We start from the raw sequence: 19,966 nt of genomic DNA on the forward strand, positions 1-19,966 counted from the left end.
TTAAATTAAGTTGGCAATCATCATTTTTATGTTTGCATAGATAATTATTATTCAGTGTATTAGATTTGAAACACTAAGTTTCATTACCTGTTTTAGTTTGTTGCATTAACTATAAATGTACATTTCCTTTAGCGTAATAGAATAAAGTTTTCTTTTCAGTAATGAACAATTGAACAAAAGTGAGAATACCAATTTTTCCAATCAGCATCGTTGCAATTATGATGATTTTCGTAGCTGTATGGTAATCTATTGTAAAATTCATACTTAATCCTACAGTGCCAAAAGCTGAAATAACTTCAAATAATACAGTTGTGTATGGCGTGTGTGGATTAAGCATACTGGCAATCATAGAGACGCTTAAGACAAATATGGTAGCGCAAAGTGTGATTGTAACGGCTATATTTAAAGTTCGATTTGAAAGAGATCGTTTAAATATGGAAGGATGCGTTTCGTTTCTTAGTGTACTGATAATGAATAATAGAGTTAAAACTAGACTTGTTACTTTAATACCACCAGCAGCACTTATAGGCGCTCCCCCAATAAACATTAATAGCATCATCATCATTGAAGTCGGTGCCGTTATTTCTCCAATGTCTACAGTATTAAATCCTGCAGTACGTGTTGTGACAGATTGGAAGAATGAAGCCCCAATTTTTTCAGGAAGTGATAAATGATTTAATGTAGCGTGATACTCTAAAATGAAAAATAGTATAGAACCTAAAATAATTAATATAAGTGATGTGCTTAGCACAATCTTAGAATGTAATTTTAAGTTTACTAATTTTTGAGACATAATTAAATCAAAGAACACTAGAGGCCCGATGCCTCCCATAATGATGAGTAACGGAATAGTAATCGTAATAATTGGATCATTAATTGTACTCATTAAATTATCTCTGAAAAGAGCAAAACCTGCATTGTTAAATGCAGATATTGATGTAAAAATACTTAAAAATAAGCCTTGCCCAAGGCCGTATTTAGGGACAAATGAGAGGGCAATAAATACAGCTCCTAAAATCTCTGTTGCAACACTGTATAACACAAATTGAAGAATCAGGCGTATAATTCCCCCTGGTTTATCGATATTCCACATCGTCATTGCTAGATAACGATTTTTTATACTAATTTTTTTATTGATTAATATAAAGGTTAATAATGTGACTGTCACAATACCAAGGCCACCGATTTGAATTAAAAGCATAATAATCAGGTCGCCTAACCAATTGAATTGTGTTGAGACATCAACAGTCACTAGTCCGGTCACTGTAAAAGCACTAGAAGCTATGAAAAAAGCATCTATAAAATCAATGGGCTTTTTACCGGTAACAGGTAAATATAAAAGTAATGCGCCAATTAATGTTGTAGTTATAAAAAGTAAAAGGTAAAAATACAAAGGCTTATTTAATATTTTCATTAGGTCATTTCCTTTACTGATTTTAATAAACAGTATTTTATACCTATTGTTTTAAAAAGCAAGCAAATGAAAAAGAAAATATTTAAAAAAATAAGGATCCAGAAATGCCTTTATAAATAAAGGTATTTCTGGATGCTAGTGGAATTAATTCTAATTTGTTTGTTGTTTGATACCTTTAGTAACGGCTTCTGCAAAATCGTAAATAGATTGTTTGTAGTCATTAGTGTTTTCACGCGTTTTTCGATTGAAATCTCCATTATCAAAAAAAGATTTACGATATTTTGTTGAAATTTCTAATTGAACCCCAGACCCTGTATCATTTTTATTGATGATGTTGTTGTTAGAATCTCCATTTACATAATTTGGACTCTGTTCTACATTAAATCCTTCTTTTTCTAATTCTTTTCGAATGGATCTAGACATATCTTTATCTTTTCCGCCAATATAGACTACTTTTTTCTTATCTCTAATTCCATGGATAGAAATAGACTCATTAGACCTATAAATCATATCTTTAAGTTTAGGATCGTCAAAACTAGTTGAAGTAATATGCAGTTTGGCGTTATTAGATTTTAATAATCCTTCAAAACTATATAAATTGAAATTCCCTTTTTTAGAAATGATTTTTGCTAATTCAGAGGTTCCTGGTTCAATTCCACCACCATGAATAGCAGTAATCAATATATCTTTATTATTTGTTGTCTTTGTATTAATCTGCCAATCGCGTCCTTCTGTTGTATCGGCTTTAAGTTCTGAAAAATTTTTATAGTAATCTTGATTTTGTGGTTGATCATTTTTCCAGACATATAAAATATATAAGGAAGTTAGAATTACACCTACTATAAGTAACATGATCAAATAATATAAATAAGAATGGATTATATTTTTCATAGAAATCTCCCTTAATTTTATACTTGCGATGATGAAATTATAACAGAAATTAGGATAATACCGACTGATAGGTTTTTTACAATTGTATTACCATTTGAGTATTTAATATTTACAATCTTAATAAATATAATTTTATAATGCATAATCTGTAGTGTATAATTTCATAAATTTTGTAATGGTATGTGCTTTGTGACATTAGTTCAAAATGTATATAATAGAGGTACAAAATGTAGTATTTCACTTGAAGAGAGGATGGGTGTGACTTGGATATTGTTACGAAAATGCAAGTAAACGTACCGAAAGAAAATGTGTTTGAAGCTTTTGTAAATCCAGATCAAATTGGAGCTTTTTGGTTTTCTTCAAGTTCAGAAAGGTGGGAACAAGGTAAAAACATTATCCTCTGTTATGAAGAGTATAACGCTGAATTAGATATTCAGATAAAAAGCATAGAGGAAAATAAAAGTATTGAATTTATTTGGGGAGAGCATCCCGTGTCGATTCAATTTGAAGGTATTGGTGAAAGTACGGTAGTAACTACAATAGAAAAAGATTTTGATACACAAGATGTAGAGCAATTATTAGGTCAAAAAGAAGGTTGGGTATATATGCTTAGTTGTTTAAAAGCATATTTGGAACACAACGTAAGTATTCGAGCTGCAATATTGTAATAATTGTATAATGCTGAAAAGTTAATATAGACCAACAAAATACAATATGTATTAAAGATTTGGAAGCAGGGTAGAATTCTAATTATTTTAGATTTTTATCCTGCTTTATTAATAATTTAAAGTTATTTGGGAATATAGTAATTGTAAGCAAATAATTTTACTATTAAAGCGATGAAAGTTATAATGTAATTATAAAAGTTACAATTAAAAGGTGATGATTATGAATTTAGAGTTTAACATTGCAGTGCATCTTTTAACGTTTTTGGTGAAACACCCAGGTGAACGGTATTCAAGTGGTGAATTAGCAGAACGTATTTGCGTCAATCCAGTGCAATTACGTCGTGTGACTAGGAAGTTAAATGAACAGCAATATTTGCATGCCACCCGAGGTAAGTTTGGTGGTTACCAATCAAATCAATCAACCAAAGATGTAAACCTTGCAGATTTATTTGTATTATTCAATGAAGAAAAATCAGAAGGTAGAATATTTACTGGCAATCAAGGTAGCGATTGTGAAATTTCCAGGGAAATAGGTCACACAATGTCTCAATTTCACCAAAGAGAGCAAGACATATTAGTGGCATATTATAAAACTATTACGATAAAAGATGTATTAAAAGACATATTAAAGGAGGATTCTCATGAAACAGTTTGACTTAATCATTGTAGGATTTGGTAAGGGTGGAAAAACGTTAGCAAAATTTGCTTCTGCACAAAATCAAAAAGTAGCAGTTATTGAAAAATCGAAAAAGATGTACGGTGGTACATGTATCAATATAGGTTGTATTCCTTCTAAAACGTTAGTCCATGAAGGATTGGAACATGGCTCATTCGATCAAGCATTTTCAAGAAAATCAGATGTTGTCAATGCATTAAATAGTAAGAATTATCATAACTTAGCTGATGATGACAATATAGAGGTGTTAGATTATACTGCTAAATTTAAATCTAATCACGAATTAAATTTATTAAATGATCAAGACGAAGTTGTAGAAACTATTAGTGCACAACAAATCGTCATTAATACTGGGGCTAAATCTGTTATTCCGCCAATTGAAGGTATAGATACTTCACAACATTTATATGATTCTGAAGGTATTATGAATTTGAAATCTCAACCTAGTCACCTAGTAATTGTTGGTGGAGGTTATATCGCATTAGAATTTGCCTCAATGTTTGCGAATTTTGGGACGCAAGTAACTGTATTAGAACGTGGTAACGATATTATGACAAAAGAAGATAAAGATATTGTTACTGAGGTGAAAAAAGACTTAGCAGACAAAAATGTGAATATCGTCTTAAATGTAGATACTAAGAAATTTGAGGACACAGATAAGGGGACAGTTGTGCATACATCAAATGGTGAGTATGCAGCTGATGCTGTACTGATAGCAACAGGACGTAAACCTAATACTGATTTAGAGCTTCAAAACACTGATGTAAAAATTGGTGACCATGGTGAAATCGTAGTGAATGAATATCTACAAACAGCTGCATCAGATGTTTATGCTTTAGGTGATGTCAAAGGAGGCATGCAATTCACATATATTTCATTAGATGACTTCAGAATTGTAAAAGAGCAATTGTTTGGGGAAGGACAGCGTTCTACGGAAAATCGCGGGGCTGTGCCTTACACAGTATTTATAGATCCACCATTAGCACGTGTTGGATTAACAGGAGAAGAAGCGAAAAAACAAGGGTATAATGTGATAGAAAATGCTATACCTGTTAATACAATCCCTAGACATAAAATAAACAATGATACTAGAGGATTGTTTAAAGCAGTGGTTAATAAAGATAACGAAGAAATTTTAGGTGCATCTTTATACGGTTTACAATCAGAAGAAATTATAAACTTAATTAAATTAGCAATAGATCAAAAGTTATCTTATAAAATATTAAAAGAAAACATATATACACACCCTACAATGGTAGAATCGTTTAATGATTTATTTAACATGTAGTAGCTAAAAGGAATATCTGTTTTACGACATAAATATAAGAGAGCTAACCTAATAGGTCAGCTCTCTTTATATTTTGGGCATGTATGTTAAGTATTTTAACAGGACTAATTTAAATCGTTATGACACTATTACTCTAATGATTTGTCCTACAAAATAAAAAGCGCCAACGATAATACATACAACTCCGATACTAATATAACTTTGTTTTTTAGAAACACCTTCTTTTTTAGAAGTACGTTTATTCAAAATGAGTAACACAATACCAACAATAATAAGAACAATTGAAGCTATCCACATGATGTGTCCCTCCTTGATTTATATTTATTACAATCTCTTTATTATGTATTTACCCACCAATTACTAAGTAGTAACCTTATCGCTCAAAGCATTTTTTGTAAGAATATTTTTGAAAAGTAGTAAACTGAATAATCGAAAGTAATTATTAAATATAAATTAGCCGTGTTAAGATGATGAAAAGGAAAATAAGAAACTAAAAGTTCCGAAATTAGATTATAATATAGAGTAGATAAATATACGGTGGGTTTGATTGGACGGTGTAGAAATGGATATTGATTATGAATATGCGTTAGACATAAAAGATGTAGATGAACTTATTCGAATTTATCATGATAACGGTTGGACAGGTCATGATCAAGAAAAAGTGATAACAATTTTTAATACGGCAACACATGTGATTATTGCAAAATGCCAGGGGAAAGTTATTGGATTTGCAAGGGCGATGTCGGATGGTGTTTTTAACGCAGCAATTTATGATGTAATGGTAGATGTATCACATCAAAAACAAGGTATCGGTCAAGAAATCATCCGAAGAATATTGGAGTATTTAGGAGAACTGTCTTGTGTTCATCTAGTTGCAACTACAGGATATGAAGGCTTTTACAAGAAGTTAGGATTCAAGAATTTAAAAACAGGTATGGCTGTATATACTAATGAGAAATTAAAAGATGAGTATATTGTTTAGTAATTAACAGCTATACTCATCTTTTGGGTGTGTAATCTAGATTATAAAATATTGTGACTCACGTCCTCATAAGAATAGTTTTTAAGTAAAGAACAGCCTAATGGATGCTGACCATTGTCTACGTAATCGTTAATTTCTTCGAGAACATCTAAGATTTCATACTCAGGTGTTGTAACATCAAATGTGTATTTGAATATTTGTTTCTTATCTGATAATACTGTGGCAATAAGTTCGTCATTGTGCATCTTATAATTAAGAAGTTGCATCAAAATCCCTCGCTTTTAATAAATTTTTGTATCTAGTAACAAAGTGAATTAATTGAGAATAAATGTCAGTAACTTAGTTCTAGATTATAATAGTTATTATCTAATACTTATTATACATTAAAATTAGTCAAATGTAGAGAGTTTAGGTTCAAAAATCATAATTTTTAAATGGAAAATATGCGTAAGCGTGTACTTTAGCTCTTTATAAATTATAATAATTTTAAATTAGGGGATTTAGAAAGTAATTGTTGAAAAATATGATGTAATTTGATACGATTTACTGAATTAAATAAATGCTTTCTAGGGTTCCGCAATGATATGATTTGGTCTGGTCCGAGAGAAAGCCACATTTCTATATGTGACACGGAAGGATAAAAGCCTGGGAGATAGTAGTTAACACTATCTCTCGGGCTTTTTTATTTTTTAAGGAGGATTTGTTATGAATTGGTTAAAAATAATTATTGCTTCAATATTTGAGGTTGGATGGGTGATCGGTTTAACTCATGCAGCATCAGTTATTGAATGGGGATTTACAATTATTGCTATATTTCTAAGTTTCTATTTATTAATTGAAGCATCAAAATGGTTACCTGTGGGAAGTGCTTATGCAGTTTTTGTAGGATTGGGGACTACTGGTGTAACAATATTTGATTTTGTCTTTTTCGGTGCCCCTTTCAGCATGATTAAAGTTATTTTGATATTTATGTTATTAGTGGGAGTAATCAGTCTGAAATTAGTGACTTCAAGTAAAGGAGGAGAAACATAATGGCTTGGATATTATTGGTAGTTGCCGGTCTTTTTGAAATGATTGGTATTACTTTTTTAAACGCATATGTAAATAGTGGGAAATTTCGTGCATTAATAGGTTTAGTTGGTTTCTTTAGTATGAGTTTTTTGGCATTATCAATAGCAATGCTTGAATTACCTATGAGTACAGCATATGCAGTATGGACAGGCATAGGTGCTGTGGGTGGCGCATTAGTAGGTATGGTATTTTATAAAGAATCTAAAGATATTAAGAGAGTGATATGTATTTTAGTGATTTTAGGAAGCACAGTAGGTTTGAAATTAGTAAGTTAAAATGATTTGAAATGAGGAAGAGGACGTTATTATGTGTATACAAATTCGTGAAAATGAGAGGAGTGATTTTGTACATATGTCATTATATTAAAAAAATAGACGACACATTAGTGTCGCCTTAAGAGTAATATGTTCATGAATATAAAAGACTAGTAGTCGGTTTCCAACTACACCCTTAATATATCATAGTTAAGACTATATCTTCAATAAAAAAGACGGTTAAAATATGAGATTATTCATGTTGCAGACACACATTGTAATTGATACCATAAAGCATGAAGGTGGGTGTTTGATATGGAAGGACTTGCAGCTTTTATTACAATTACTTTGATGATTATTATTGTACCTGGTCCAGACTTTTTCGTAGTAATGAAAAATTCCATTACTTCTGGAAAAGGCAATGGTGCGATGGCAGCTTTAGGTATTACATCTGGTCATGTACTGTATTCATTATTAGCAGTATTTGGTATCATATTTATTTTGGCAAATATGTACTATGTTTTCATGACTATTAAAATATTAGGTGCATTCTATCTGATTTATTTAGGAATCAGAAGTATTATTAGCGCACGCCAGGGTATGAACTTTTCTACATCTCAGATGAAAGCTCAAAAAATTAGTTATTTGAGTTCTTATAGACAAGGTTTATTAAGTACGATACTAAACCCTAAAGCATTACTTTATTACATAAGTATTTTACCTCAATTTTTAACTACTGGAGAAGGAGTAACGTCTCAAATTGCCATATTATCAGCAATTGTTACGACTGTTATTCTGTTGTGGTTTATATTTTGTGTTTATATTTTCCAGTATATTAAATTATTATTTGCTAATAGAACTGTAAAGGCAATTTTTGACTATACAGTTGGTGCAATATTGATTGGCTTATCACTTAATTTATTATTCAGTAAAAGTAGTTAAGTATTAAATCAAAATAATCTTATTTTCTAGAAGTTAATGCAAATAGCATCATGTTATGTTGACAAATATAAAAATACGCATTCAAAATAGGAGCGGAAATCTGAAGTCAAATCGCAAAATTTGATTTCAATTCCGTTCCTTTTTTAATGATTTGAAAGTCTATATAATACAGAACATAAGGTATTAGAACAATGCAATTAACTTTAAAACAGATTAACTAATTAAAGCCAATTTTTTATAAAATATTCACAAATTATCTACATAATAATTTTGTTATTTATTTATAATGTTAAGGGAGAAGGGGGAAGAAGTTTGAAAAATATATTTAATCCGTTACAAAGATTACATTTTTATGCTGCATTATTTATAACGCCATTATTAATTACATTAACCATTTCGGGCATTGGTTATCTTTTTTTTCAGGAAGTAGAAAATAATATATATAAAACAGAGTTTTTCGGAGATAGTTCCGTCAAAACACATCAAACATTGAATGAAGCTGTAGATGAAGTAGAAGATAAGTTTGATGGATTTTATATCAGTAAAGTAAGTATGATGGATGAACCATATAATAATCGTATTACATTGGATGACATGGCAGGTAATCAGCGTTATGTATTTTTAGATCAAAATAATCAAATAGTAGCTGATCAAAATGCTAAACATACATACGCAAATATTGTAAGAAATATACATAGTTCATTATTCACCGAAAATACATTTATAAATTATCTTGTAGAATTAACTGCATGTTGGACAATTTTTATGATTCTTTCAGGGACATATATGCTTATTAAGAAGAAACTAATATCAAACAAAAATAAAAAACTAAGATTCCAAAAATGGCATGGTATTTTAGGTGTGGTTATAGCAATACCAGTATTTGTATTAGTGCTTACTGGTTTACCTTGGTCAGGCTATATGGGAGCTAAGATTGCAAATGTGATGGACAATTCTGGAGAATTAGGACAATCTGAATTAGCTATTAATCCTCCCAAATCAGATGTGAATGAAATTCCTTGGGCAACGCGTGAAAACAAACAACCTGCTTCAGAAGGACATGCTGCTCACCATGGCGGAGGCGAAATGCCGAGGACAGATATTAAAAATCAAATTTCGATTGATAAAGTAGCTACTGAAGCCAAAAAGAACGGTATAGATGAACCATATTCTATTGTTTATCCATCTAATGAATCAGCAGCTTTTACAGTTTCTAAGGGTAGTAATACAGGTGTCACTGGGTTAGATGTTTCGCCATATGACGAGCAAACGTTATATTTAGATCAATATAATGGGAAAGATTTAGGTAAAGTGAAGTATAAAGAATATGGTATTATTGGAAAATGGTTTACGTGGGGTATACCTTTACACGAAGGCCATCTCTTTGGTGTAACTAATAAAGTGATTAATTTACTTGTATGTATTGCTTTACTAACAGCAGTTGGATTAGGATTAACATCATGGATTAAAAAAATGAGAGATAGTAACGTAAAGGTACCACCAAGAGTGAAAAAACCGATGTCAATCCCATTGGCTATCGTACTTATTGTGCTTGGTATCTTGATGCCGTTATTTGGTTTTTCATTGATTGTCGTATTTATTATCGAAACTTTATTATATTATAAAGATCGAAGAAATAAACAGAAGAAATAAAGGCATAGATAAGGGGTGTGACACAGAATCAAATTAGTTAATTTGATCTTGTGTTACACCCCCTTTTAATAGGATTGTTATGTTTGAAACAATCGTTATTATAAAATTAGTGATTCATATCCATTTCATGGATTTTCATCATTAATCCGTGTGGGATATCATCATGTTTTACTACTTCTTTTTTGTAGAATGATTTACCGTCATCTTTAGATACTAATTTTACAAAATCACCTTTTTTAGGTTTGAAATCATCGTCATGTTCAAGTTTGACATCTTTCGTTACGATGCCATCTTTTTCGCTGACAACTTTTTCTGCAGTTGTACTTTCAGACATATAGCCATAATAAGTATCTTTTTGACCAGAAAATATCATGAATATAGTGAAAGCTAAACCAATAATAACTAAAATACTAATTAAAGATATTGTTAATTTTTTACTCATAATCTCAGTCTCCTTTAACTCTAAGCATAAAAGATATTACTGTCTAAGTATACAAAATTTTAAATTGTTTTGAACTTTGTCATATTTTAATTATAACTTAATAAGACAATGTACAATTCAAAATGGGTTTTAAATCAATAGCAATTAAATATAGGATTATGGATTATAAAGTGTTGAGTCTGAAATGAGCACTTTAATACCACGGTAAATATTTTTTATCGTATACCAAATAGTTATGGCAGATACTAATATACCTAATGCGAGTGCTACTAAACTAACAGTTGTATTTTGTGAATCAATCACAATACCACCCATAGCAATACTAATGATTAAAAAGATAGGTCCGATGTAAGTTATAATATGATAAATTAGTGATTTCGCTGCATGTATAGAAGCTGGTTTATCAGCAAAAATCCAGATAATTATAGGTACAATAATAGGTGCGAAAAATATACTGAAATAACTAATAGATGCAAGTATGCGCTCGCTTTGTGTATTATTTTGTGTAACTTGTTCGTTCATTTATATCACCTCAAATAGGATAGTAACAATAAATTAGATATAAATATAGTGGAGATATTTAATATTACATTTTTGTTAGGTACAATTGTGGAACAATGATTATAAAAGAGAAGAGGAAGACATATGAAAATATATTTAGTGCGCCACGGTGAATCACAATCAAATTATGATAAAAAAGAAGGTAAAAATTACTTTTGTGGGCAATTAGATGTGCCGTTAACGGAGAAGGGAACACGTTCTGCGCAGTTGCTGCAAAATTATTTTAATAAAAAGGACATAGATCATGTGTATTTATCAGATTTACTGCGTACTAGGCAGACATATAATGCGATATTCGATAACGCTATCCCTGCAAGTGTGACATCTTCGTTAAGAGAACGCTCGCTTGGTGAGTTTGAAGGGGAAATGGTGGACAAAATTGAACAAAAACCTGAATATGCACGTTATTTTAATGATGAGGATTATTTATCGTTCCGTCATAGCTTTAGCCAAAAAGCGCCAGGTGGGGAGAGTTATGAAGACGTGTTACAACGTGTAACGCAATTTTTTGAACATGAAGTAGATAATAGTTTAGAAACTATTGTAATTGTTGCACATCAGGTCGTGCTTCGTTGTTGCTTTGTCTATCTAAGATATGATACGCAAGCGACGGTGATTGAGCGTAAAATTGAAAATTGTGTACCATACGAATTAGAAAAATAAACACAAACAAAAAACCTGAACTACGACTTTGTCGGTTCAGGTTAATATCTTTTAGCTGCTGTTAAGCTATCATGAAATCCTTGGAATATTGTATTAATATTGTCTAAAAAACTGCCGACAACAACGGCAAGTATAACGTAAGTTACACTAAGGGCGATTGTTTTAAATGAAACAACACCATATTTTTCTTTCTTCTCAAAGAGATTAAAAGCTATGAAGATAGCAGCCATTGCACCTATTAAAATAGTTAAAACCATAAAGGTGTGCCTCCTTAGAATTATTACTGAGTGGCTATGCTTCTATTCATTTGTTTATTAACTTAAATTAATCTTAACAAATGTTACTTTGAGAAAAAAAGGGATTTTATGTTAAAAAACCTTACAATTAAGTAAGGTTTTTTACAGAAATAAGTCAGGGCAATTGAGTGTTATACATAAAAATGACGTTCAAGCCTTTGTTATCAAGAACAATTGTCTTGTAATCATATTGTAATTTAATAGAATAATCCTATAATTACATGCTTTTGATTTCAATCGATTAAGAAACGTCCAGGTTATTTATCTACAGCATCAGATTCAATGCCTTTGTCTTTTAGGAATTTTTTGATTTTATCTTGTTGTTTTCCATTAACATCTCCGGCGTATTTAGTAGATACATCTACAACATTAAGTTCATTCTGTGGTTGGTAGTCTAATTGTTCTATATCTTCATCCGCATTTTTAATTGTGGTATTTAAAGCAGTGAAATATTTGATAATACGATCGACATTTTCTTGATAACCTTGTGGTAGTTTATTCTCTTCTACGAATTTCTTGAATCTTACATCATTTTTAACCGCATTATGTGATAAATCAGATAAACGTTCAGCCTGTTCATCAGTAATTTTTTTATCTGTACCAATTTGTTTATCTATTCTATATTGAAGTAGATACTTATTATCAATAATATCAGAGTTCACATCTAAGTATTTTTTGATAGCTTTATTTGTTTCAGCTTCACTTAAAGTTTCACCTTTTTTATCTGAGTTAAAGATGTCTTTTTCGGTGATTTTCTTCACATTTTTAGGCGCATGTCTCTCGCTATGACTATTGTCATCTTTAGGTTTATCGTTTGAACATGCTGCGAGTATAACAGTTAGCACTAGCACTAACGATAGTAATATACTTTTTTTCATAAATTTTAATGGCTCCTTTAATAATAATCGTACGAGTATAACAATACAGTAAATGTTTAAACGTGCTTTATAAAAATTATAACTTAAGCGTATCATTTAGAGCTATTGATTTGAATAAATGATTAAATGATAAACGCACAATCTTTTGAACAAAACAAGAAAACAATAAATTTATTATAATTAATTTTAAAATATTCATTAGATTTTAACTTTAAAATGTTATTGAAGGTGGTATACAGCGGCTTGTTGTTTGTAATAAAATTTGGTTGCATTAATCTGAACAGAGGTAAGGATGAATGGGTAAAAAAGCATAAGTAATAGATTTGTTTGAGATAAAAATTATATTTAAATATGGGAAGGGCGAATAGGGGATACTTGAACAACTGGATACATGCATAAATAGGCTGGGATAAGTTTTAATTGCCCCAGCCTAAATTATTATATTTAGTTAATGGGATTTATACGTGTGCTTTAGCTAAGCTAAACGCTTTTATCCCTTATAAACTTAGTTATCTTTGCCTGTGAACAACGAAAACTTTTTTAATGAATTCAATTTCGTCATTGCGCTCCCTTTGGGATCGTTCTTAATGATATGTAAGTGGGTGGCACGACAATCATATTTTTTATAATGATTTCGTTGGCCACTCACTATGAAATAACTTTGACAGAATAGTTAATGTCTAATGATATAATCAAAGGCATTTAATGCAGCATTTGCACCAGCGCCCATTGAGATAATAATTTGTTTATTACGATCATCAGTAACATCACCAGCTGCAAAAATACCAGGGATGCTTGTAGCGTTCTTACGATCAATCATAATCTCATTAGCTTCATTTAGTTCAACATAATTATTAAGCCATTCAGTATTTGGTAATAGTCCGATTTGGACGAAAATACCTTCAAGTTCTAATGTGTGTTCTTCACCTAGAGATTTGTCTTGGTATTTAATACCAGTTACAGCATTTTCACCAAGTACTTCAGTTGTTTGTGCATTTTTAATAACAGTTACGTTAGGTAAGCTGTTTAAACGTTCTTGTAAAACGTTGTCTGCTTTAAGGCTAGCATTACGTTCTAATAATGTGACGTGTTCAACGATACCTGCTAAATCAATTGCTGCTTCGACACCTGAATTACCGCCACCGACTACGGCTACGTTTTTATTTTCAAATAAAGGCCCGTCACAATGTGGACAGAATGCAACGCCTTTGTTAATTAATGCCTCTTCGCCAGGTACTTCAAGCTTGCGCCAACGTGCACCTGTTGAAATGATAACTGTTTTACTTGTTAATTTTGCGCCATTTTCAAGAGAAACAACGATACCACTATCGGTTTTTTCGATGTCATTAGCACGAATACCTGTCATTACATCAATGTCATATTGTTTTATATGATCTTCTAATGCAGAGGCAAATTTTGGACCATCTGTTTCTTTAACAGTGACAAAGTTTTCAATAGTTGCTGTATCATTAACTTGTCCGCCAATACGATCAGCAACAATCCCTGTACGTAGTCCTTTACGAGCTGTATAAACAGCGGCACTACCACTTGCAGGTCCACCACCAACGATTAACACGTCATATGGATCTTTATCATTGAACTCTGCTGGGTCTGCTTGGCTACCTAAATTTGCAAGGATATCTTGAATTGTCATACGTCCATTACCAAATTCTTCGCCATCTAAGAAAACTGCTGGTACTGCCATGATATCTTCAGATTCTTCTCTAAAGATAGCACCGTCAATCATTGAATGTGTGATATTAGGATTTAATAAACTCATTAAGTTTAATGCTTGAACAACGTCAGGGCATTTTTGACAAGTTAAACTAATATACGTTTCAAAGTGTAGTGGTTGATCTAGTGCTTTGATTTGATCTATCACGGCTTGTTCTTCTTTAGGCGCGCGTCCACTTACTTGTAATAATGCAAGTACAAGTGAATTGAATTCGTGACCCATAGGTAAACCGGCAAAAGTAATGCCGGTTTCTTCTCCAGGTCTATTTACTGAGAAACTTGGTGTGCGTTTTAAGTCAGTTTCTTCTATAGTAATGCGAGAAGAAGCTGCAGAGACTTCGTCTAATAACTCTTTAAGTTCGTTAGACTTGTCATCAGCACCAAGACTTGCTTTTAATACAACATCGCCTTCCATTAATTGAAGTAATTGTTGTAATTGTGATTTAAGCTGATCATTTAGCATTTAAATCAATGCCTCCTTAGATTTTACCTACTAAGTCAAGACCAGGTTGTAATGTTTCTGAACCTTCTTCCCATTTTGCTGGGCAAACTTCGCCTGGGTGTTGACGTACATATTGTGCTGCTTTGATTTTGTGTACTAATGTGCTTGCGTCACGGCCGATACCGTCAGCGTTTACTTCAGCTGCTTGTACGATGCCGTCAGGGTCAACGATGAAAGTACCACGTTGAGCAAGACCTAGATCTTCGTCTAATACATCAAAGTTACGAGTGATTGTTTGAGATGGATCACCAATCATTGTATATTGAATTTTGTTAATTGCTTCTGAGTGATCATGCCAAGCTTTGTGTACAAAGTGTGTATCTGTTGATACTGAATATACATTGACACCTAATTCTTGTAATTTGTCATATTGACCTTGTAAATCTTCTAATTCAGTTGGGCAAACGAATGAGAAGTCTGCTGGGTAGAAACAAACTACACTCCAAGAACCTTTTAAAATTTCTTCTGATACTTCTAAAAACTCATCCTTTTGTGGATCATATGCGTTAGCTGTGAATGGTAAAACTTCTTTATTTATTAAAGACATAAAAACATCCTCCTATTTTTTGAACTGAATTTTAATTAGAATTATGGTGTTAAATTATTATTATTTCTTAATTATAATAATTCTAATCTTCGTTTACTATTATTGCATTTCACATTATTTTCGTCAACAAAGAAAGCTCACTAAGATGAATATTAGACAGTTGCCTTGTAATAGAGCGTGTGACGGAGTTTGTTGGTGCAAATTTACACCCGAGAAGTAGGTGTATTTATTTTTTGGAAAACTGCCTATAGATTAAAAATAGCCTTTTTTATTCTCAACTAAACAATGAAAATGAGAAGAAAGGCTACTTTAAATGATTATATGTTTATTTAGTGTTGATTTGATAGGGTTAAATGGAATTATTACAAATTTATGAACGTTTTATCTTTTTTGGAATTTGTAATTATAAACTTTTCGTAAAATAAGACCTCCTTAAGACTGCTCGCATTATATTGAACTAGCTATTAAATAATGGAAAAGGACGAGGAAGAAATCAATTAGTAAAAATCTGATTTCTTCCTCGTCCCATATTATAGAGTGCTTATCAAATGATGCATGCGAAAATACCTTGATCCGTTGCTATATCAATTGGTATAGCAAAGTCGATGTTCTAATCATTTTCTACTCCAATATCTTTTACGGTCGAATGCTTGCACAATTGTTTGAGGGTCGTCTGAAACAAAGACGCCAGGAGCTTCTAAATTCAACTTAGCATTTGCTAATCCTTGTGCTGCGGACTGATTTACAACAATAGGTTTGTTGTGTTTATACGTAAGTTCTGCAAATTCTTCAGCAGCTGGGAGTAGCTCACTATCATCTGATAGTACTATCAGGCTGTCAAATAGTGTTGGATGGGCAGTATCAAATGTTTCTGTAATACCAAACGTTTCAGATATATCTTTAGGGTGTTGACCGACAAATGCATAATTAAGCTTGTTCTCCGTAAATGTTTTGGCGTAAGATTTCAATGTTTCGGCACTGATATCGCCATTTACTACTACTGCTACAGAGTGACCTGCTAATGGAATGTCGAATTTTTCCATTGTTAATTTACTGTCTTGTGCGTCTGATTTAACTTCTTCATTTACATCGGGCACTTCAACGCCAACATTCTCAGCAACACGCTCTGCTAATGTACGGTCAACTTTATTCAGTTGATTCACTGCGTTTTGTTTTACCATAATTGAATTACACATACCTATTTCGAAAGAGAAGCCATCTACAGTATGGTCAAATTCAGGTTGCGTTAAACTATTTAAATATAGCTTAGCCTGACTATAATAATCTTTGAAACTTTCACTACGTTTTTGGATTTTACGTCCTTCAACTTTTTCTTGATAGTGTTCATAGCCACCTTCTTCTTTAGGTGTTGTATGTGGATCGTTGTTATTAAGCGCATTTTTATGATAAGCCACTTGTCCTTTATTGATATTCATTTGGTGCATGGCATCTCTTTGATTATTGTGAACCTCGTTAACTGGACGGTTGATTGGGATTTGATTAAAGTTTGGACCACCTAATCTAGAGATTTGAGTATCGGTATATGAGAATAGACGACCTTGTAATAATGGGTCGTTTGAGAAATCAATACCGGGTACAATATGGCCAGGGTGGAAGGCGGCTTGTTCAGTTTCGTCAAAAACATTAGTTACATTTTGATTTAATGTCATTTTGCCCACTATTTTAACGGGCACTTGATCTTCTGGCCAAATTTTAGTTGGGTCTAAAATATCAAAATCAAATTCGAATTCTTGTTCGGGACGAATAATTTGTAAGCCCAATTCCCATTCTGGATAATCCCCTTTTTCAATAGATTCATATAAGTCTTTACGATGAAAGTCTACATCTTTACCGTGTAACATTTGAGCTTCATCCCAAACTAAAGATTCTAAACCTTGTAGTGGTTTCCAATGAAATTTTACAAAATATGACTCTCCTTCGCTATTAACTAGGCGGAAGGTATGGATGCCAAATCCTTCAATTTGTCTGAAATTCTTAGGGATACCGCGGTCGCTCATTGCCCATACAGTTGTATGTGTTGATTCAGGATTTTGGGCGAAGAAATCATAAAATGTATCATGGGCTGAACCACCTTGTGGTATTTCGTTGTGAGGTTCTGGTTTTACTGCGTGGATAAGGTCAGGGAATTTGATAGCGTCTTGAATAAAGAATACAGGAATATCATTACCTACTAGGTCGAAAATACCTTCGTCTGTATAGAATTTAGTAGCAAAGCCTCTTACATCTCTGACAGTGTCTGGTGAACCTTTAGAGCCTTGTACAGTTGAAAATCTAACAAAGACAGGCGTAGTTTTATCGGGGTTAGTTAAAAAGTCTGCTGAAGTATATTTAGATAAATCTTCATATACTTTGAACTCACCATGTGCACCGAAGCCTCTAGCATGCACGATACGTTCTGGTATGCGTTCGTGGTCGAAGTGCATGATTTTTTCTCTAAAATGAAAGTCTTCTAATAAACTGGGGCCGCGTTCACCAACCGTTAAAGTATTTTCGTCTTCACTTACTTTAACACCGTTATTTGTCGTCATCGGTTTCTCATCATTGCTTTTTTCTACTTCATTTAATTGCTTTTGTTTTTTATTAACCAAATGAAACCCTCCTTAAATAAAACTTTCACTGTATGTTTTCCACTAAAAACAAAAGAGAAACATGTATCTATAATTATCTATATACACTATCATTTCAAAATTACACCTTGATATAAATGTTATATTGCCGATTTAAAGAAGATATTTATTGATGATGTTTTAAAATTTTATAGTAATCAGTAAAATATTATAGAAATTTAAAGATAATTACATTTAAACCTTTTAACTATCATGAAAATCGGGTAAACAGAATATAAGCAATGGAAATGTGTGTTTGTTATGCTATGGGTATATATATACAGAAATGAGGAGTGGAAAGATGTCTGAACACGTGTATAACCTACTGAAGAAACATCATTCAGTTAGAAAATTTAAGAAAGAACCTATTTCAGAATCGCATATCAAACAACTTATAGAAGCTGGACAAAGTGCTTCAACCTCTAGTTACTTACAAGCATACTCAATTATTGGTATCAACGATCCAGAAGTAAAAGAAGATTTAAAAGAAGTGTCAGGCCAACCTTATGTGGTTGAAAATGGCTATTTATTTGTATTTGTAATGGATTACTATAGACATTCCATCGTTAACCAAGAATCAAAACATGATATGGGAACGTCATTTGAATCAGCAGAAGGATTGCTTGTTGGCACCATCGATGCCACATTGGTAGCTCAAAATATTGCTGCTACAGCTGAAGATATGGGATACGGTATTGTTTATTTAGGATCTTTAAGAAATGATATTGAACGTGTAAGAGAAGTATTAAACTTGCCTGAACACACATTCCCACTATTTGGCATGGCACTTGGTATTCCAGAAGATGATGAGGACGGCAGCCCTAAACCTCGTTTACCATTTGAACATGTTTTCCATCAAAACCAATACAATAATGATGTAGAATCTCAAAGAGCGCAATTAAAAGCTTATGACCAAACGGTTAGTGATTACTATAGTGCTCGCACAAACGGAGAACGTTCAGAAACATGGTCTAATCAAATTGCAAGCTTTATGAGTTCGAAACAAAGATTAGATATGTTAGAACAGTTAAATAAATCAGGATTTATAAGAAAATAACGCACCTTGAAATAGCCTAAGTATTCTAGGCGTATTTAATGTGCCATTCATTCTCTGGAAGGGGGTAGTGAAGTTGAACATGTTCGATAAGATTTTTAAAAAACAGTCGAAGGATCCGGAAGTTCAAGATGATAAGAATGAGCGTGTTTATTCATCGAAAAGTCAGCTCACCCCTCAAGAGGCTCAAGAATACTGGGCAAAGGTGGCACAAAAACTCGTTGTCGGTGCAATTAATTCTGTAGATTACACTGCTGAACGTATCTTCATCTTGGTTTCCTTTGATGAAAAAGAACCTACAATTGATATGTTTTTCCAAATGGATGGCCAGTTGAGAATGTGGAATGACTTAGATAATGAAGATCACAAAAAGGTTATTTCTCAAAGTTTAGTATCACAAGCGCCTATTATAGCGAAACAAGTAAACTGTTTGTATGATAGTGTTAATATGACGCGGCTTGCCTATGCGCAAGTTCAATACGAATTCGAAAGTAAAGCGTGGTATTTACATGATGTATCACTAGATAGCGCTGAGGCTAAGTTAGATAAATACCCCGCGTTCTTAAAATGGTTTGATGATGTATCTAAATCAATTGATACGATTCCTTTAGACGGTAAACACCGAATAACATGGGGGCCCTTCAAACCAGTATATTAATTAAAAATAGCTTTTCAATTCATCATAGTTATATGGTGGATTGAAAAGCTTTTTTTATTTGTAAAGAGAATTGTGTTGGTCCTAAGTCAACACACCTTTATAATCAAGCAAGTTCAAAATTGCCAAAACTTATTTGCTTTATTTGTGAATTCATTCACAAAAAGT

Annotated in this window: 22 protein-coding genes and 1 riboswitch; of the genes, 11 read left to right on the forward strand and 11 right to left on the reverse strand. The window is 32.3% G+C overall.

Annotated elements, in window-relative coordinates; all coding sequences use genetic code 11:
- Window positions 1-109: 109 nt before the first annotated feature.
- Together ACSUE0_RS02255 and ACSUE0_RS02260 are read right to left on the reverse strand one after the other, a co-directional pair.
- Window positions 110-1,414, reverse strand: coding sequence for a TrkH family potassium uptake protein (locus ACSUE0_RS02255; protein ID WP_119613817.1), 1,305 nt, complete (start codon window positions 1,412-1,414; stop codon window positions 110-112).
- Window positions 1,415-1,564: 150 nt separating this feature from the next.
- The gene (locus tag ACSUE0_RS02260; RefSeq protein WP_119613816.1) at window positions 1,565-2,305 is read right to left on the reverse strand and encodes a poly-gamma-glutamate hydrolase family protein; all 741 of its coding nucleotides are present in this window, start codon (window positions 2,303-2,305) and stop codon (window positions 1,565-1,567) included.
- Window positions 2,306-2,568: 263 nt separating this feature from the next.
- On the opposite strand from ACSUE0_RS02260, the gene ACSUE0_RS02265 reads away from it, so the two are divergent.
- The 3 genes from ACSUE0_RS02265 to merA all read left to right on the forward strand — a co-directional run bounded on the left by ACSUE0_RS02265 (window position 2,569) and on the right by merA (window position 4,937).
- Window positions 2,569-2,973, forward strand: a complete 405-nt coding sequence (locus tag ACSUE0_RS02265) for an SRPBCC domain-containing protein (RefSeq protein WP_436955887.1) — start codon at window positions 2,569-2,571, stop codon at window positions 2,971-2,973.
- A 220-nt stretch (window positions 2,974-3,193) separates the two neighbouring features.
- Window positions 3,194-3,628: a redox-sensitive transcriptional regulator HypR gene (gene hypR, locus ACSUE0_RS02270; RefSeq protein WP_436955889.1), complete on the forward strand. Its 435-nt coding sequence runs from the start codon at window positions 3,194-3,196 to the stop codon at window positions 3,626-3,628.
- Complete coding sequence (merA, locus tag ACSUE0_RS02275) at window positions 3,615-4,937, forward strand: hypothiocyanous acid reductase MerA (protein ID WP_119613813.1); 1,323 nt, start codon at window positions 3,615-3,617, stop codon at window positions 4,935-4,937. The genes hypR and merA overlap by 14 nt, the downstream gene beginning before the upstream one ends.
- A gap of 117 nt (window positions 4,938-5,054) precedes the next feature.
- Here merA and ACSUE0_RS02280 read toward each other — a convergent pair whose 3' ends face one another.
- Entirely contained in the window at window positions 5,055-5,234 is a 180-nt protein-coding gene (locus ACSUE0_RS02280) for a hypothetical protein (RefSeq protein WP_017723370.1), read from the reverse strand.
- A 250-nt stretch (window positions 5,235-5,484) separates the two neighbouring features.
- On the opposite strand from ACSUE0_RS02280, the gene ACSUE0_RS02285 reads away from it, so the two are divergent.
- On the forward strand, window positions 5,485-5,919 hold the full coding sequence (locus ACSUE0_RS02285) for a GNAT family N-acetyltransferase (protein WP_259338036.1): 435 nt from the start codon (window positions 5,485-5,487) through the stop codon (window positions 5,917-5,919).
- 41 nt (window positions 5,920-5,960) lie between these two features.
- Here ACSUE0_RS02285 and ACSUE0_RS02290 read toward each other — a convergent pair whose 3' ends face one another.
- On the reverse strand, window positions 5,961-6,185 hold the full coding sequence (locus ACSUE0_RS02290) for a hypothetical protein (protein ID WP_039069243.1): 225 nt from the start codon (window positions 6,183-6,185) through the stop codon (window positions 5,961-5,963).
- Between the two features lie 289 nt (window positions 6,186-6,474).
- Window positions 6,475-6,573, forward strand: a riboswitch (guanidine-I (ykkC/yxkD leader).
- Between the two features lie 51 nt (window positions 6,574-6,624).
- Here ACSUE0_RS02290 and ACSUE0_RS02295 point away from each other — a divergent pair.
- From ACSUE0_RS02295 to ACSUE0_RS02310, 4 genes are all read left to right on the forward strand, one after another.
- Window positions 6,625-6,951: a DMT family transporter gene (locus tag ACSUE0_RS02295; RefSeq protein WP_119614086.1), complete on the forward strand. Its 327-nt coding sequence runs from the start codon at window positions 6,625-6,627 to the stop codon at window positions 6,949-6,951.
- The gene (locus tag ACSUE0_RS02300; protein ID WP_119614085.1) at window positions 6,951-7,265 is read left to right on the forward strand and encodes a DMT family transporter; all 315 of its coding nucleotides are present in this window, start codon (window positions 6,951-6,953) and stop codon (window positions 7,263-7,265) included. Before ACSUE0_RS02295 ends, ACSUE0_RS02300 begins: the two co-directional genes overlap by 1 nt.
- Before the next feature lie 294 nt (window positions 7,266-7,559).
- Entirely contained in the window at window positions 7,560-8,186 is a 627-nt protein-coding gene (locus ACSUE0_RS02305; RefSeq protein WP_436955892.1) for a LysE family translocator, read from the forward strand.
- A gap of 312 nt (window positions 8,187-8,498) precedes the next feature.
- Window positions 8,499-9,839 carry a PepSY-associated TM helix domain-containing protein gene (locus ACSUE0_RS02310; protein WP_436955894.1) on the forward strand — a complete coding sequence of 447 codons (1,341 nt, stop codon included), beginning with the start codon at window positions 8,499-8,501 and terminating at the stop codon, window positions 9,837-9,839.
- 106 nt (window positions 9,840-9,945) lie between these two features.
- Here the strand turns inward: ACSUE0_RS02310 and ACSUE0_RS02315 are convergent, their stop codons facing one another.
- Window positions 9,946-10,281, reverse strand: a complete 336-nt coding sequence (locus tag ACSUE0_RS02315) for a DUF4889 domain-containing protein (protein WP_017723363.1) — start codon at window positions 10,279-10,281, stop codon at window positions 9,946-9,948.
- A 156-nt stretch (window positions 10,282-10,437) separates the two neighbouring features.
- Window positions 10,438-10,803, reverse strand: a complete 366-nt coding sequence (locus tag ACSUE0_RS02320; protein ID WP_119614082.1) for a DUF4870 domain-containing protein — start codon at window positions 10,801-10,803, stop codon at window positions 10,438-10,440.
- A gap of 123 nt (window positions 10,804-10,926) precedes the next feature.
- On the opposite strand from ACSUE0_RS02320, the gene ACSUE0_RS02325 reads away from it, so the two are divergent.
- Complete coding sequence (locus ACSUE0_RS02325) at window positions 10,927-11,505, forward strand: histidine phosphatase family protein (RefSeq protein WP_436955896.1); 579 nt, start codon at window positions 10,927-10,929, stop codon at window positions 11,503-11,505.
- A gap of 41 nt (window positions 11,506-11,546) precedes the next feature.
- On the opposite strand, the gene ACSUE0_RS02330 is transcribed toward ACSUE0_RS02325, so the two are convergent.
- From ACSUE0_RS02330 to ACSUE0_RS02350, 5 genes are all read right to left on the reverse strand, one after another.
- Window positions 11,547-11,762 carry a hypothetical protein gene (locus ACSUE0_RS02330; RefSeq protein WP_017723360.1) on the reverse strand — a complete coding sequence of 72 codons (216 nt, stop codon included), beginning with the start codon at window positions 11,760-11,762 and terminating at the stop codon, window positions 11,547-11,549.
- Window positions 11,763-12,058: 296 nt separating this feature from the next.
- Window positions 12,059-12,679: an NDxxF motif lipoprotein gene (locus tag ACSUE0_RS02335; RefSeq protein WP_119614080.1), complete on the reverse strand. Its 621-nt coding sequence runs from the start codon at window positions 12,677-12,679 to the stop codon at window positions 12,059-12,061.
- A 673-nt stretch (window positions 12,680-13,352) separates the two neighbouring features.
- A complete protein-coding gene (gene ahpF / locus ACSUE0_RS02340) occupies window positions 13,353-14,876 on the reverse strand; it encodes an alkyl hydroperoxide reductase subunit F (protein ID WP_436955898.1) in 1,524 nt (507 codons plus the stop codon).
- 16 nt (window positions 14,877-14,892) lie between these two features.
- Window positions 14,893-15,462 (reverse strand): alkyl hydroperoxide reductase subunit C, encoded by a 570-nt coding sequence (gene ahpC / locus ACSUE0_RS02345; RefSeq protein ID WP_017723357.1) that lies wholly within the window; start codon window positions 15,460-15,462, stop codon window positions 14,893-14,895.
- Between the two features lie 614 nt (window positions 15,463-16,076).
- Complete coding sequence (locus tag ACSUE0_RS02350; RefSeq protein ID WP_436955900.1) at window positions 16,077-18,071, reverse strand: catalase; 1,995 nt, start codon at window positions 18,069-18,071, stop codon at window positions 16,077-16,079.
- Between the two features lie 319 nt (window positions 18,072-18,390).
- Here ACSUE0_RS02350 and nfsA point away from each other — a divergent pair, with 319 nt between their 5' ends.
- Entirely contained in the window at window positions 18,391-19,146 is a 756-nt protein-coding gene (nfsA, locus tag ACSUE0_RS02355) for an oxygen-insensitive NADPH nitroreductase (RefSeq protein ID WP_119614077.1), read from the forward strand.
- Between the two features lie 79 nt (window positions 19,147-19,225).
- Entirely contained in the window at window positions 19,226-19,801 is a 576-nt protein-coding gene (locus tag ACSUE0_RS02360) for a hypothetical protein (RefSeq protein WP_436955903.1), read from the forward strand.
- Window positions 19,802-19,966 lie beyond the last annotated feature (165 nt).

The sequence above is a fragment of the Staphylococcus sp. AS1337 genome, from assembly GCF_051408735.1.
Taxonomy (GTDB): Bacteria; Bacillota; Bacilli; order Staphylococcales; family Staphylococcaceae; genus Staphylococcus; species Staphylococcus xylosus_B.

Bases quoted from the DNA above. Each gene is read 5' to 3' on its own strand.
- ahpC (WP_017723357.1), bottom strand. From the start codon at position 15,462: ATGTCTTTAATAAATAAAGAAGTTTTACCATTCACAGCTAACGCATAT.
- ahpF (WP_436955898.1), bottom strand. From the start codon at position 14,876: ATGCTAAATGATCAGCTTAAATCACAATTACAACAATTACTTCAATTA.
- ACSUE0_RS02330 (WP_017723360.1), bottom strand. From the start codon at position 11,762: ATGGTTTTAACTATTTTAATAGGTGCAATGGCTGCTATCTTCATAGCT.
- ACSUE0_RS02335 (WP_119614080.1), bottom strand. From the start codon at position 12,679: ATGAAAAAAAGTATATTACTATCGTTAGTGCTAGTGCTAACTGTTATA.
- ACSUE0_RS02255 (WP_119613817.1), bottom strand. From the start codon at position 1,414: ATGAAAATATTAAATAAGCCTTTGTATTTTTACCTTTTACTTTTTATA.
- ACSUE0_RS02300 (WP_119614085.1), top strand. From the start codon at position 6,951: ATGGCTTGGATATTATTGGTAGTTGCCGGTCTTTTTGAAATGATTGGT.
- ACSUE0_RS02360 (WP_436955903.1), top strand. From the start codon at position 19,226: ATGTTCGATAAGATTTTTAAAAAACAGTCGAAGGATCCGGAAGTTCAA.
- ACSUE0_RS02315 (WP_017723363.1), bottom strand. From the start codon at position 10,281: ATGAGTAAAAAATTAACAATATCTTTAATTAGTATTTTAGTTATTATT.
- ACSUE0_RS02295 (WP_119614086.1), top strand. From the start codon at position 6,625: ATGAATTGGTTAAAAATAATTATTGCTTCAATATTTGAGGTTGGATGG.
- merA (WP_119613813.1), top strand. From the start codon at position 3,615: ATGAAACAGTTTGACTTAATCATTGTAGGATTTGGTAAGGGTGGAAAA.
- ACSUE0_RS02290 (WP_039069243.1), bottom strand. From the start codon at position 6,185: ATGCAACTTCTTAATTATAAGATGCACAATGACGAACTTATTGCCACA.
- ACSUE0_RS02260 (WP_119613816.1), bottom strand. From the start codon at position 2,305: ATGAAAAATATAATCCATTCTTATTTATATTATTTGATCATGTTACTT.
- ACSUE0_RS02325 (WP_436955896.1), top strand. From the start codon at position 10,927: ATGAAAATATATTTAGTGCGCCACGGTGAATCACAATCAAATTATGAT.
- ACSUE0_RS02305 (WP_436955892.1), top strand. From the start codon at position 7,560: ATGGAAGGACTTGCAGCTTTTATTACAATTACTTTGATGATTATTATT.
- ACSUE0_RS02320 (WP_119614082.1), bottom strand. From the start codon at position 10,803: ATGAACGAACAAGTTACACAAAATAATACACAAAGCGAGCGCATACTT.
- hypR (WP_436955889.1), top strand. From the start codon at position 3,194: ATGAATTTAGAGTTTAACATTGCAGTGCATCTTTTAACGTTTTTGGTG.
- nfsA (WP_119614077.1), top strand. From the start codon at position 18,391: ATGTCTGAACACGTGTATAACCTACTGAAGAAACATCATTCAGTTAGA.
- ACSUE0_RS02280 (WP_017723370.1), bottom strand. From the start codon at position 5,234: ATGTGGATAGCTTCAATTGTTCTTATTATTGTTGGTATTGTGTTACTC.